The organism is Flavobacterium luminosum (assembly GCF_023635005.1).
Lineage (GTDB): Bacteria > Bacteroidota > Bacteroidia > Flavobacteriales > Flavobacteriaceae > Flavobacterium > Flavobacterium luminosum.
Genome location: NZ_JAMLJM010000001.1, coordinates 356887 through 370043, shown reverse-complemented (window position 1 = coordinate 370043; position 13157 = coordinate 356887). Strand labels below are relative to the sequence as shown.

Genomic DNA, 13157 nt, shown 5'->3' with positions numbered 1-13157 from the left:
CTGTTATTCTACAATTCTTTTTAGTTAATTTGTGCCGATTATGGATTTGCAACAAAAAGTCATTCTTTCTTTAGGAAGTAACATCGGAAACCGACGTGAAAACATCGAGAACTGTATTCAATTAATTCATCAGAAAATTGGATTGGTTTTGCGGGTGTCTAAATTATACGAAACTCCAGCTTGGGGTTTCGAGAGTGATGCTTTTTATAATTGTGCCTTGCTGGTGCATTCTTCTTTTTCTCCGGAGAAAATTCTGAGAAAAATAACATCAATTGAAAAGCAAATGGGACGTACCCATAAAACAAGTACAGGTTACGAAGCAAGGATTATAGATATTGATATTGTTGCTGTTGGAGATAAAATCGTTCAGTCTGAAAATCTGAAAATCCCACATCCGCAGATGCAAAATCGTAAATTTGTATTACTGCCGGTTAAGGATTTGAATTTTAAATGGGAACATCCTATTTTACATCAAAATATTTCAGAACTAATCACTAATTGCGAAGATACAGGTTCGTTTGAACTAGTTTCTGAATTGACAATTCCGAGTATCGATTTTAATTTTAATAAAATAAATTACATCGCAATCGAAGGGAACATTGGTGCCGGTAAAACGACATTGGCAACCAAGATCTCTGAGGATTTTAATGCTAAGTTGGTGTTAGAGCGTTTTGCGGACAATCCTTTTTTGCCTAAATTTTATAAAGATCAGAATCGTTATGCTTTCCCATTGGAAATGTCTTTTTTGGCCGATCGATACCAGCAATTAACAGACGATTTGTCTCAATTTGATTTGTTTAAAGATTTTGTGGTTGCCGATTATCATATTTTTAAATCTCTCATTTTTGCCAAAGTAACACTCCAAGAAGACGAATATCGTTTGTATAAGACTTTATTTGATATTATGTACAAAGAGATGCCTAAGCCCGATTTGTATGTTTATTTGTATCAAAATACAGACCGTCTTTTGAAAAACATCAAAAAAAGAGGACGTAGTTACGAGCAGGAAATTCCTTCGGAGTATTTAGAAAAAATCAACAAAGGATATTTGGATTATATAAAAACCCAAACCAATTTAAATGTAATCGTGATTGATGTTTCTGATTTCGATTTTGTAAAACAACAAGAAGATTATTTGTGTCTTTTGAATGAAATTCAGAAAAAATTAAACGAATAAGTGTTTTAAATCGTTATTGATTTTTCAACTTGCAAAATAAATCCCAAATAACAATTCCTGCACTTACTGATACATTTAAAGAGTGTTTCGTGCCTAGTTGAGGAATTTCGATAGCGCCGTCGCAACGTTTAACAGCTTCTTGATTTACACCAAACACTTCATTACCCATAATTAATGCGTATTTTTTGTTGTGCTCTGGTTTGAAATTATCTAAAAAAATGGCATTTTCTACCTGTTCTACAGCATAGATTTCAACCTCTTCCTCCTTCAGTTTTTGAATTACTTCTAAAACATCCTTTTGGTATTCCCAAGCTACGGTTTCAGTGGCGCCCAAGGCTGTTTTGTGTATTTCTTTATTGGGTGGTGTTGCAGTGATGCCGCACAAATATATTTTTTCAATTAAAAAAGCGTCTCCAGTTCTAAAAACAGAACCGATGTTGTGCAAACTTCGGATATCATCTAAAATAACGATGATGGGTGTTTTTTCGGCTTGCTTGAACTCTTCTATCGATTTTCGGTCTAACTCGTTGTTTTCTATTTTTCTCATGTCGCAAAATTACATAAAAACTAAAATAATGCTAGTTTTCTTTCAAGGCGCTGAATGGAACAAAGTAAAGCGAAGGCTTACGGTTGAAAATGAATTTAGAAATGTTTTCACTAGAGAGATAAAGCCCTTCTGAATTGATAGCGATTCCTTCAATTTGTCCAATGGTCAAGACAGAGCCCAACTTGAATTTTTTAGGAGGATTGGAGAAAAACAAACCATCTGAGTTCTCATCGAAAATAAATAAGAAACAGTTTCCTTTTTTGTTGTAACCAACAAGGTATAGTTTTTTGTCATAAAAAGCGGCGTCGGTCACTAAAAAGTTCGTTTTATAACTTTCCAACTTTTGAAGAATCTGTTTTTCTGAAGCGTTGGGATTAATAAGGTAACGAGATGTCGCTTTATTTTTCCATTCTTTGGTAAACAAATGTAATTTTTGGTGGTGATAAATTAAGGCTTCAGCATCAAAATCGTGTTTTAGATTCTGTGGTTCATAATTTTTCGGAAGTTGGTATTCGAAATTTATCTTCAAGAAGTTTTCGTCTTTGGTGTTTTGTGAAAGGGAAAGTTTATAAATACAAAGATCTTGTCGTTTGCCTGAGTTATTGCCGAAATCGCCCAAGTAAATAAAAGTACTGTCTGTTGCGATAGCTTCCCAGTCAATATTAGGAAACGAAGTCGGGAGTTTTTGAATAATTTTTCCAGTTTTTTTGTCAATATGGTACAATTCGTTGGGATTTCCACCATCATTAAAAGTATGTAGTTTCTGATTTAAAAAACATAAGCCCGAAGTTTCTTTTAAAGAGTCGCTCAAGAAAGCAACGCGGTATTTTCGCAACGGAATCTTGATGGTTTGAGCTGAAACTATCACAGAAAAAAACATACAAATCCAGATACAGAATTTTCTTGTCATAAGGTTAAAAAAAAAAGCCCTCTAGAAAGAGAGCTTACTTTTATGTTAAAGTCTTTTTAGCTTTTTGGAGCTTCTGCTGCTTTAGCATTAACAGTTCCTTTGATTGTTAAAATCTTCGAGTTGCCTGAAGTAGCATTAGAAGTGATAGTAACTGTTTTTTGGAAAGGACCAACACGGTTAGTGTCATATTTTACACCAATCACTGCAGTTTTGCCTGGTAAAATAGGTTCTTTTGGAAAAGTAGGAACGGTACAGCCACAAGAGCCTATCGCATTGGTAATGATTAACGGTTGTGTTCCGTTATTAGTAATCACGAATTCGCGTGCACCATTAGCGCCTTGGTTGATGGTTCCATAGTCAATAGTTTCATTTTCAACGAATAAACCAACACCATCAACTTTAGGTAACTGTTTTGAAGTTTTAGCTTTTTTAACTTCTGCTTTTTTAGCTTTTACGTCCTGAGCTGAAGCGGAATAAGATCCTAATAATGCAGCAGCAGCGAACATTAGTATGAATTTTTTCATAAAAATTTTATTTGTTGATTAAACAAATGTATAAATAAATTGGTACTCTTTTTTAATTTTTGTTCAAAAATTGTTGTTAAATATTTAATCAAATATTGGGCCAAAATGAGTAAATTCGTCGCCTATATTTTTAAATTTTTTAGTCTTGGCAGCAAAAGAAAAAGCACCGAAAGAAACTCCATTGATGAAACAATACAATGAAATAAAGGCAAAATATCCGGATGCCTGTTTGTTATTTCGTGTCGGAGATTTTTATGAAACTTTTGGTGAAGATGCTGTTCGTGCTTCAAAAATATTAGGAATTACTCTCACCAAGCGTGGTGCAGGGACAGAATCAGAAACCGCATTAGCCGGATTTCCTCATCATTCTTTAAATACCTATTTGCCAAAATTAGTTAAGGCCGGGCTTCGTGTAGCAATTTGTGATCAATTGGAAGATCCGAAAATGACTAAGTCTATTGTGAAAAGAGGGGTTACAGAATTGGTTACTCCCGGTGTGTCTATGAACGATGAGGTTTTGGTTTCTAAATCTAATAATTTCCTGGCTTCTGTTTACTTTGGTAAGAAACAATTAGGAGTTGCTTTTTTGGATGTGTCAACGGGTGAATTCCTAACTTCGGAAGGGAATGAAGAATATATAGATAAATTGTTGCAAAACTTCAGTCCTAGTGAAATTTTGGTGCCAAAACAAAATAAAAAAGATTTCCTGGCGGTTTTTGGTGACCATTTTCATGCGTTTTACCTTGAAGATTGGGTATATAAGGAAGATTTTGCTAAAGAGAGTTTAATGACGCATTTTCAAACCAATTCTTTGAAAGGTTTTGGAGTGGAAGAATTGATGCATGGAATTATTGCTTCGGGAGCTATTTTATATTATTTGTCCGAAACGCAACATAATAAAATACAACATATAACCTCTATTCATCGTATAGCTGAGGATGCCTATGTTTGGATGGATCGATTCACTATTAGGAATTTAGAATTGTATCATAGTTACAATCCTAATGCGGTTACGCTCTTAGATGTTATCGACAAAACATTGTCTCCAATGGGAGCTAGATTGCTAAAACGATGGTTGGCACTTCCGTTAAAAGATAGTAATAAAATAAAGGGGCGTCACGAGGTAGTATCGTATTTAAAGGAAAATCAAGAGGTGCTGCAACAAATTCAACAGCAAATCAAGCAAATTTCCGATTTAGAACGATTGATTTCTAAAGTAGCTGCCGGGAGAGTTTCTCCTCGTGAGTTAGTGTATCTCAAAGAATCGTTAGATGCCATTATTCCGATAAAAGAGTTGGCGCTAAAAAGTCCTCAGGAAGCAGTAAAAATTATAGGAGACAGTTTGCATTCTTGTGAGTTGTTGCGCGAAAAAATTCAGAATACTCTACATCAAGATGCACCTGTATCTATACACAAAGGCAACGCTATTGCAGTTGGAGTGAATTCCGAGTTGGATGAATTGCGTAATATTTCCAATTCTGGAAAAGAGTTTTTGGAAGCCATAGAAAAGAGAGAGTCGGAAGCAACGGGCATTCCGTCGTTAAAAATTTCGTTTAATAATGTTTTCGGGTATTACATAGAAGTCCGAAATACGCACAAAGATAAAGTACCTTCGGAATGGATCCGAAAACAAACTTTGGTAAATGCAGAGCGTTACATCACAGAAGAATTAAAAGAATATGAATCGAAGATTTTAGGAGCTGAAGAAAAAATTCACCAATTAGAAGTTCAATTATTCGAACAGTTGGTGGCATGGGTGGCTACGTATATCAAACCCGTTCAAATGAATGCGAGTTTGATTGCGCAATTAGATTGTTTGGCATCATTCGCACAACAAGCGATAGACCATCATTATGTTTGCCCTGAAATTAACGATTCGTTCGTCTTGGATATTAAAAACGGTCGTCATCCGGTAATTGAAAAACAATTGCCAATAGGCGTTCCTTATATTGCTAATGATGTTTATCTGGATAGAGACCAACAGCAAATCATAATGATTACCGGACCAAATATGTCGGGAAAATCAGCTATATTGAGACAAACGGCTTTAATTGTGCTTTTAGCTCAAATGGGAAGTTTTGTGCCGGCAGATTCTGTGGTGATGGGCTTGGTAGATAAGATTTTTACTAGGGTTGGCGCTAGCGATAATATTTCAATGGGGGAATCGACTTTTATGGTGGAAATGAATGAAACGGCTTCTATTTTAAATAATATTTCCGATAGGAGTTTAGTTTTGTTGGATGAAATCGGACGTGGGACCAGTACCTATGATGGGGTGTCCATTGCTTGGGCCATTGCAGAATTCCTGCATGAAAACCCAGCACAGCCTAAGACGTTGTTTGCTACGCATTATCACGAGTTGAATGAAATGACGGACAGTTTGCCTCGAATTCAGAATTATAATGTATCGGTAAAAGAATTGAAAGATACTGTTTTGTTTATACGCAAACTGGAAAAAGGAGGTAGCGCCCATAGTTTTGGTATTCATGTAGCTAAAATGGCAGGAATGCCACAAATTGTGATTCAAAAAGCTGGTAAGATTTTAAAAAAATTAGAGAAAAATCATTCCGGTGAGGTTTTAAATGGTTTAAAGACTCAAGATAACTCGAACCTAAAGGGGGAACAGGCGCAGCAAATGCAGTTGAGTATTTTTAATTTGGATGATCCGCTTTTGGAAGAAATAAAAGAGGAAATAGTGAATTTAGATATTAATACGCTAACACCAGTCGAAGCTTTGATGAAATTGAATGAAATCAAGAGAATGATTGTAAAAAAATAATAAGGATAAATAGTTGCAAAACAATATTTTAAAAAATAGTTTTATTTTTTTTCAAAAAAGTACTTGCAGAAATGAAATCTTGTAGTATATTTGCACTCGCAATACGGAAGTAAAGCGAAGTTCTTAAAAAACGCAACGCGAAAATAGCTCAGTTGGTAGAGCGCAACCTTGCCAAGGTTGAGGTCGCGGGTTCGAACCCCGTTTTTCGCTCAACTACCAAAAGTTAAAAATATTTGCTCGAGTGGTGGAATTGGTAGACACGCTGGACTTAAAATCCAGTGAACATTTCGTTCGTGCGGGTTCAAGTCCCGCCTTGAGTACAAAAAGCTTCAAACTATGTTTGGAGCTTTTTTTGTTTCAGCAAGTTTCATTTGTAAACATGTCTTTTTAGATTTTGTTAAAACATTTTTGAGTGTTTTTTAAAATCGTATTTCTAATAATTATATATTGCCATGCTTTGAAATTTATTCTTCAAAACACATACTTTGTTTGTATTCAAAGCGTTTAAAAAAGAGTAACACAATTAAATTTATTAAAAATGGGGGTTTTTGTCATTACCAAGCGCAATGATGATCGGTACAAGTTTGAATTTGTCTCACGTAAAGGAAAGACGATTTTTACGAGTAATAGTTATGAGTTGCGTTTTGAATGTGAAGAAGATATAGAGAAATTGAAAGAACTGCTTCCTGAGGCTGTATTTATGAAATTTAAGACTTCTAGTGGTAAGTTTTATTTTCGTTTGATTATAGACAAGAAAGAGATGGCTACGAGCCGGAAATATACTACGCAGCTTCTAATGCAACGTGGTATTGATGAAATAGTACGTTCTGCGGGAACTTCTGAATTATTAGATTTCTCGGTAAACGATTTTGTTTTTCCAGAGATAGAAGCTTTTCAGGATTGATGTCAAAAATAAAAAAGCTCCGCATTGCGGAGCCTTTATTAAAAAACTAGATATTATCTAATTATTTTTTTACTTCTTCAGCAGCAGCCTCAGTAGCTTCAGCAGGAGCAGTAGCAGAATCAACTACAGCAGCAGCAGAATCTACAGTCTCAGCAGTAGCCTCAACAGCTTCTTCCATTACTGGAGCTTCAGCAGGAGCCTCAGCAGCTTGATCTTTACAAGAAACGAATGCAGCAGCAACGAATGCTAAGCTTAAAACAACTTTTTTCATCTTACTTAAATTATAAAAGGTTAATTATTAATTCGAGGCAAAGATATAAATTTTTTAATTGTAAAATTCTTTTTTAAATTTTTTTTTCAAAATTTCATCGGATGCCTTTTGCATTCGATTTTACAAATTGTATGCCAAAAAATAAAGCGACTGTCTTTTTAGAACAATCGCTTTAAGATATTGGTTATTAGTTTTTTGTCTTTTTTTTAGACTTTACAATTTTCATTTCTTCAATAAGGTTTTTGGCGCCAGCATATTTATCAATGATAAATAGAATGTAACGAGCGTCAACCATAATATTCCTACAAATTTCTGGACTGTAATAAATGTCGCTCATAGTACCTTCCCAAACACGGTCGAAATTACAACCAATCAAATTACCATTAGCATCCAACGCAGGTGATCCTGAGTTACCTCCTGTGGTATGGTTTGTCGCTATGAATGCTACTGGAACTTTTCCGGTTTTATCAGCGTATTGTCCAAAATCTTTAGCATTGTATAAATCGATTAATTTTTGAGGAACATCAAATTCATAATCGCCAGGAACATATTTTTCCATCACACCATCTAAATACGTGATTGGAGTGTAAGTAACCGCGTCTGATGGTTTGTATCCTTTTACTTTACCATACGTTACACGAAGTGTACTATTGGCATCTGGGAAAATACGAGCCGATTTTGGACTTAATTCCATAATAGCTTTCATGTAGGTGCGTTGTAAAGCGATGTTTTTTAAGTTCATTTCATTAAACTTTGGAGCTACATTGGTGTCATAAGCTTCGGCAATCGATTTTACTAATGCATAGGCTTTGTCTTGGTTTATTTTTTCTATAACCGATTTAACATCACCATTCAATAATTCTTTAAGCCCCTCAAAAGAAGTTAATTTTGAATTTTTGAAAACCTCTGAAGCTAATTGCGAAGCATTAATGTTGTGTAAGGTTGTTGGTAAAAATTGTTTCGGTGATTTTGTTGCGTAGATATTGATTAATTGCTCGAAAACTTTTTCGTCAACACTAGCGTTAAAATCTTTGTATGATCCTTGTAAACCTGCAATTAGATTGTTTTTTCTATCGTTAAAAGCTTGTTCACCTCTGGTTTTTAATACTTGTTCTAGTTGATATAAACGATAACCAAAAGTTAGTATTTCGCAGTTACGCATTACTACTTCCGTGTAATAATCACGTGCAATAGCGTATTCGCGAATGTTAGCATAATTGGTTTTGAATTCGTTTAAAAGGTTTCCGTATTCAGCTTGTTTGCCCGCTTTGTTAATTTTTTCAGTTAATTCAGTTTCAAATTTCTGTTTTACTGCAACTGCATTCGATTTTTTTAAACCTTTGGTTTCACCGATCCATTTTTTCCAATAATTTGCAACAGATGCGTATTTTGATGCATATTGAATTTTGATCGCAGGATCTTTACGCATAAAACCATCTTGAACTTTTAATGCTGCATCACGAACCTCGATTTTGGCAGGATTCAGATCGTTCATGATTTGTTCTACGGCATACGATGGTAAGTATTCTTGTGTTCTTCCCGGATATCCCATTACCATGGTGAAATCATCTTCTTTAACTCCATTTAAAGAAATAGGAAAGTAATGTTTTGGAGTATATGGTACGTTGTCTTTAGAATATTCGGCTGGACGATTATTTTTGTCGGCATAGATTCTAAACAAAGAGAAATCTCCGGTATGACGTGGCCAAACCCAGTTGTCTGTATCAGAACCAAATTTACCAATTGAACTTGGTGGAGCTCCAACCAAACGAACATCACGGAAAGTTTCGGTTACAAACAATAGGTACTGATTACCATCGTAAAAAGTTTTAATTTGGTTTTCTTGCCAAGCTTCTTTTGGTAATGTTTTAGATAAGATTGCAATGTTTTCTTGAATTTTTTTCTGCTTGTCTGCTTCTGCTGAAATTGCAGTTACACCTTCTAAAACTTTAGTAGTAACGTCTTCGATGCGAACAATGAAAGTCACGAATAAATCCTTATTAGGCAATTCTTCTTCCATTTTGTAAGCCCAAAAGCCATGGGTCAAATAGTCATTTTCAACGGTAGAATGACTTTGGATATTGTCGTAACCGCAATGATGGTTAGTTAGTATTAACCCTTTTGGTGAAATTACTTCGGCAGTACAGCCTCCATCAAAATGAGGTACAGCATCTTTTAAGCTGGATTTGTTTACCGAATAAATATCTTCGGCAGATATTTTCATGCCTAAATTTTTCATTTCGGTTTCGTTCATTCCTTTTAAAAGAGAAGGAATCCACATCCCGCCTTGTTGTGCCAAAGAGGGTAGTGCGAATAAAATAATAAGTAGTCTTAAGAATTTCATTATTCTAATTTTTGATTTTGAGTTTGCAAGGTACAATTTTTATAAAAATTGATTTTTTATTTAAGGTTTTGTTAAGAAATTAGCTGATATATGAAGTGATACTAAACCAAAATTTCCATTTTCCATTTTCTTTTCTATATAGTTTCCAGCCTCCACCTGAATTTTCTGGTCCTTTGTAGCTTGATTTGTAAATAATACAGATTGAATTTTCTCTAAAAAAAACCGGATATGAAAAGAAACTTATGTAATTTTCTTTTGAAGGTTTTATAATGGAAAATAATTCTATTTTTGAATTAGGTTTTATATATTTCTTTGATTTTAAATTAGAAATTTTTTTAAACTCATTTTTTAAATATTCAATTTCTTGTTCTGTTAATTCAATTTTATCTTCAATAAACATGTCTACGGAATGGATAGTTTTATCATCAATCATTTTGATTATTTGATCTAAAAGTTGATTTTTTAGTGAAGAATTTTTATTTATATAATAAATTTTATCACTTAAAATATCATCAAAAAAAGATTGATTTTCTTTAATTTGTGAGAAGATAGTGAAATTTGAAAATAAAAATAGAAGAGTAAAATAAAGTTTCATTTTAATTAAAATTGTGAGTTTTAAACTCAAATAATTTATAAATGTCCAAGAACTCTTTGAGATTTTCTTTGCGTATCAAATCACAAAATTGAAGTTTTTGATAACCGTCGTATGATTTGTAATTAGATAAATTATCTAGGTTTGATATAATAATTCCTTTGGTTGGCATATCTGAGTTTCCATCACAACGGAATTTGTTGTTTGGATTTTCGTAGTAGAATTCTTTGGGATGGTATGTTATGAATTTGCTCTTTAAAAGATTGTTTGATTTTTTTAAAAAAAGCTTTTTTTCATTAAGTGTCATTTTTATTTGCTCGAATGAGACGAGCTTTTTGTCTCTAGATTGTTTTTCAATATATTTTTCAACATTGTTTTGAGAATTTATTATGTAATGATGAAGTTCAGTCAAACTAATAAAGCCGTGAATGTAATATATTGTTATTAAGAGTTCGTCTTTTTTAATTGTCACATTTCTTAGTAATTCTGAGTTTCCATTGTTAATTTCAAATAGTTTTAATGCATTATTGTTTTGTGAAAATAAATTAACACTAGAAAGAAGAAAGAAATACATTAATATTCTTTTCATTTTCTTCTCTAAATTAAATTTAAAATTTTCTCTGTAGCTCCTTTGTTCATCTGTACAAACGTGCTGCAAATATGCCCTTTTTCATGACGTTCATCAAGATTCTGAACTAATAAATCTAGTGCTTGGTTCATTTCTTTTTGATCCTTAATGGAAATACATCCTTCTTGATGAACTAAGGCAGTAGCTTCAGCAAAATGACTATAATTCGGACCAATAACTATGGGTACTCCAAAAGTAGCCGGTTCTAAAATATTATGAACGCCGGGGTGACCAAAACCACCTCCTACATAAGCAATATCAGCATAGCTGTATATTTTGGTTAAAATTCCAATCGTATCAATAATGAAAATATCATACTCGGAAAGTGGTTTTCCTGCCATTTCAGAAAAAAGCACTGTTTTTTTTGTGATAGCTGTTTTTAGCTTCTCAATTTGTTCCGATTTAATGTTGTGTGGTGCAATAATGAATTTTAGGTTGTGTGTGGTTTTGTTAATGTAGTCAATTAATAATTCTTCGTCTTTAGGCCATGAACTACCAATGACTATTGTAGTTTTTTTAGAATCCGGAGTTGAATTATCACAAAAACTTTCGATGAAATCTAAACGGTTGTCTTTTTCTAAAATAGTTGCTACGCGATCAAAACGGGTATCTCCGGCAACGGTTACATTATTAAAACCAATGCTTTGTACCAATTCTTTAGAGGTATGATTCTGAACAAAAAAATGATGAAAAGTTTTTAAGGCATTTCGATAAAAACCTCCATACCATTTAAAAAAAGCTTGATTTTTTCTAAAAATCCCCGAAATCAAAAAAGTTTTGACATTTTTTTTCTGGAGCTCTTTTAGATAGTTAGGCCAATATTCGTATTTTATAAAAAAAACCATTTCAGGCTTCACCAGTTTTAGAAAGCGTTTTGCGTTTTTTGGCGTGTCTAATGGAAGATAAATCGTGACATCTGCTACGGCATTATTTTTTCGAATTTCATAACCTGATGGGGAAAAAAAAGTAAGCACCATTTTATGATTAGGAAATTTAGTTTTTACTTGCTCCATAATGGGTAAGCCCTGTTCATATTCGCCAAGGGAAGCTGCATGAAACCAGATGGTTTTGTCCGAAGGTGTTATTTTGTTGCCCAGAATCTTGAATACGTCTTTGCGACCTTCGACAAAGAGTTTGATTTTTGGACTAAAAAGTGCAAAAAGGTGTAATAATAATTCGGCAAAGTAAGCCACTAAGTTGTATAAAAAAAACATAGGCACAATTTTGTGATGCTAAAATACATTAGTTTTAGAAAACTCATGGAAATAAGTCATTAAATTAGTAGTTTTGCTTGAATAAATTTTTCGTGATGAGAAAACTACAAATGGTTGACCTAAAAAGTCAATATGATAAAATTAAAGACGAAGTGAATGCTTCGATTCAGGAAGTTTTAGATACTACGACTTATATTAACGGACCTTTAGTACATCAGTTTCAGGCCGATTTAGAGAAATATTTAGATGTTAAGCATGTTATACCTTGTGCCAATGGTACCGATGCCTTGCAGATAGCAATGATGGGGTTAGGTTTGAAACCTGGTGATGAGGTAATTACGGCTGATTTTACTTTTGCTGCTACTGTTGAAGTGATTGCGTTATTGCAGTTGACTCCGGTTTTGGTTGATGTTGATATGAATAATATGAACATTTCTATTGAAGCTATCAAAAAAGCGATAACTCCAAAAACTAAAGCTATTGTACCGGTGCATTTGTTTGGTCGTGCGGCCAACATGGATGCCATAATGGAAATTGCACGTGAGCATAATTTATATGTTATTGAAGATAATGCACAGGCTATAGGAGCCGACTATACTTCAAAAGATGGTTCTAAGAAAAAAGTAGGAACTATTGGGCATGTTGGAGCAACTTCATTTTTTCCTTCTAAAAACTTAGGTTGCTATGGAGATGGAGGGGCTATTTTTACAAACGATGATGAATTAGCGCATATTATTCGCGGTATTGTAAATCACGGTATGTATGTTCGTTATCATCATGATGTGGTAGGTGTGAATTCCCGACTAGATAGTATTCAGGCAGGTGTTTTGAAGGCGAAATTACCTCATTTGGATGAATATAATAAAGCGCGTCAAAAAGCTGCAATGAAATATTCTGAGGCATTAGGTGTTAATCCAAAATTATGGGTACCGACCATATGTGACGCCTGTGATTGTCATGTGTTTCATCAGTATGTAATTCGAGTTTTAAATGGAAAACGAGATGCTTTGTTAGAACACTTACAGGTTAAAGGAATTCCATGTGCTATTTATTATCCAATACCGCTTCATAGTCAAAAAGCGTATGCTGATACTCGTTATAAAGAAGAAGATTTCCCAGTAACGAATCAATTGGTTACCGAAGTAATAGCTTTGCCAATGCATACTGAATTAGATGACGAACAGATTAAGTTTATTACGGATACTATTCTGGAATTCTTAAAATAATAATAAGAAATAAATTAGAGCATAAGATTAGTTTTATGCTC

At 33.8% G+C, this 13157-nt stretch carries 12 protein-coding genes and 2 tRNA genes; 6 read left to right on the top strand and 8 right to left on the bottom strand.

The window, feature by feature from the left end:
* Window positions 1–40 precede the first annotated feature (40 nt).
* Window positions 41–1177, top strand: coding sequence for a 2-amino-4-hydroxy-6-hydroxymethyldihydropteridine diphosphokinase (gene folK / locus NAT50_RS01710; protein ID WP_250590855.1), 1137 nt, complete (start codon window positions 41–43; stop codon window positions 1175–1177).
* A gap of 13 nt (window positions 1178–1190) precedes the next feature.
* On the opposite strand, the gene NAT50_RS01705 is transcribed toward folK, so the two are convergent.
* Genes NAT50_RS01705 through NAT50_RS01695 form a run of 3 tightly spaced genes read right to left on the bottom strand, consistent with a single transcriptional unit; the run spans window position 1191 to window position 3158 of the window.
* Window positions 1191–1724, bottom strand: coding sequence for an RNA methyltransferase (locus NAT50_RS01705; RefSeq protein ID WP_250590853.1), 534 nt, complete (start codon window positions 1722–1724; stop codon window positions 1191–1193).
* A gap of 31 nt (window positions 1725–1755) precedes the next feature.
* A complete protein-coding gene (locus NAT50_RS01700) occupies window positions 1756–2634 on the bottom strand; it encodes a hypothetical protein (protein WP_250590851.1) in 879 nt (292 codons plus the stop codon).
* 56 nt (window positions 2635–2690) lie between these two features.
* Window positions 2691–3158 (bottom strand): DUF1573 domain-containing protein, encoded by a 468-nt coding sequence (locus tag NAT50_RS01695; protein ID WP_250590849.1) that lies wholly within the window; start codon window positions 3156–3158, stop codon window positions 2691–2693.
* A 145-nt stretch (window positions 3159–3303) separates the two neighbouring features.
* Between NAT50_RS01695 and mutS the strand changes: the two genes are divergently transcribed.
* From mutS to NAT50_RS01675, 4 genes are all read left to right on the top strand, one after another.
* Window positions 3304–5937 (top strand): DNA mismatch repair protein MutS, encoded by a 2634-nt coding sequence (gene mutS / locus NAT50_RS01690; RefSeq protein WP_250590847.1) that lies wholly within the window; start codon window positions 3304–3306, stop codon window positions 5935–5937.
* 137 nt (window positions 5938–6074) lie between these two features.
* Window positions 6075–6147: transfer RNA gene (locus tag NAT50_RS01685), tRNA-Gly, on the top strand.
* A 25-nt stretch (window positions 6148–6172) separates the two neighbouring features.
* A tRNA-Leu gene (locus tag NAT50_RS01680) sits at window positions 6173–6257 on the top strand.
* A 218-nt stretch (window positions 6258–6475) separates the two neighbouring features.
* Entirely contained in the window at window positions 6476–6841 is a 366-nt protein-coding gene (locus NAT50_RS01675) for a YegP family protein (protein WP_250590845.1), read from the top strand.
* Window positions 6842–6902: 61 nt separating this feature from the next.
* Here NAT50_RS01675 and NAT50_RS01670 read toward each other — a convergent pair whose 3' ends face one another.
* The 5 genes from NAT50_RS01670 to NAT50_RS01650 all read right to left on the bottom strand — a co-directional run bounded on the left by NAT50_RS01670 (window position 6903) and on the right by NAT50_RS01650 (window position 11890).
* Complete coding sequence (locus NAT50_RS01670; protein WP_250590843.1) at window positions 6903–7112, bottom strand: hypothetical protein; 210 nt, start codon at window positions 7110–7112, stop codon at window positions 6903–6905.
* 187 nt (window positions 7113–7299) lie between these two features.
* Complete coding sequence (locus NAT50_RS01665) at window positions 7300–9456, bottom strand: S46 family peptidase (RefSeq protein ID WP_250590841.1); 2157 nt, start codon at window positions 9454–9456, stop codon at window positions 7300–7302.
* Between the two features lie 79 nt (window positions 9457–9535).
* A complete protein-coding gene (locus tag NAT50_RS01660) occupies window positions 9536–10051 on the bottom strand; it encodes a hypothetical protein (protein WP_250590839.1) in 516 nt (171 codons plus the stop codon).
* A 1-nt stretch (window position 10052) separates the two neighbouring features.
* Complete coding sequence (locus NAT50_RS01655; RefSeq protein ID WP_250590837.1) at window positions 10053–10637, bottom strand: hypothetical protein; 585 nt, start codon at window positions 10635–10637, stop codon at window positions 10053–10055.
* Window positions 10638–10645: 8 nt separating this feature from the next.
* Entirely contained in the window at window positions 10646–11890 is a 1245-nt protein-coding gene (locus tag NAT50_RS01650) for a 3-deoxy-D-manno-octulosonic acid transferase (RefSeq protein ID WP_250590835.1), read from the bottom strand.
* A 95-nt stretch (window positions 11891–11985) separates the two neighbouring features.
* On the opposite strand from NAT50_RS01650, the gene NAT50_RS01645 reads away from it, so the two are divergent.
* Window positions 11986–13116 carry a DegT/DnrJ/EryC1/StrS family aminotransferase gene (locus NAT50_RS01645; protein ID WP_250590833.1) on the top strand — a complete coding sequence of 377 codons (1131 nt, stop codon included), beginning with the start codon at window positions 11986–11988 and terminating at the stop codon, window positions 13114–13116.
* Window positions 13117–13157: the final 41 nt, after the last annotated feature.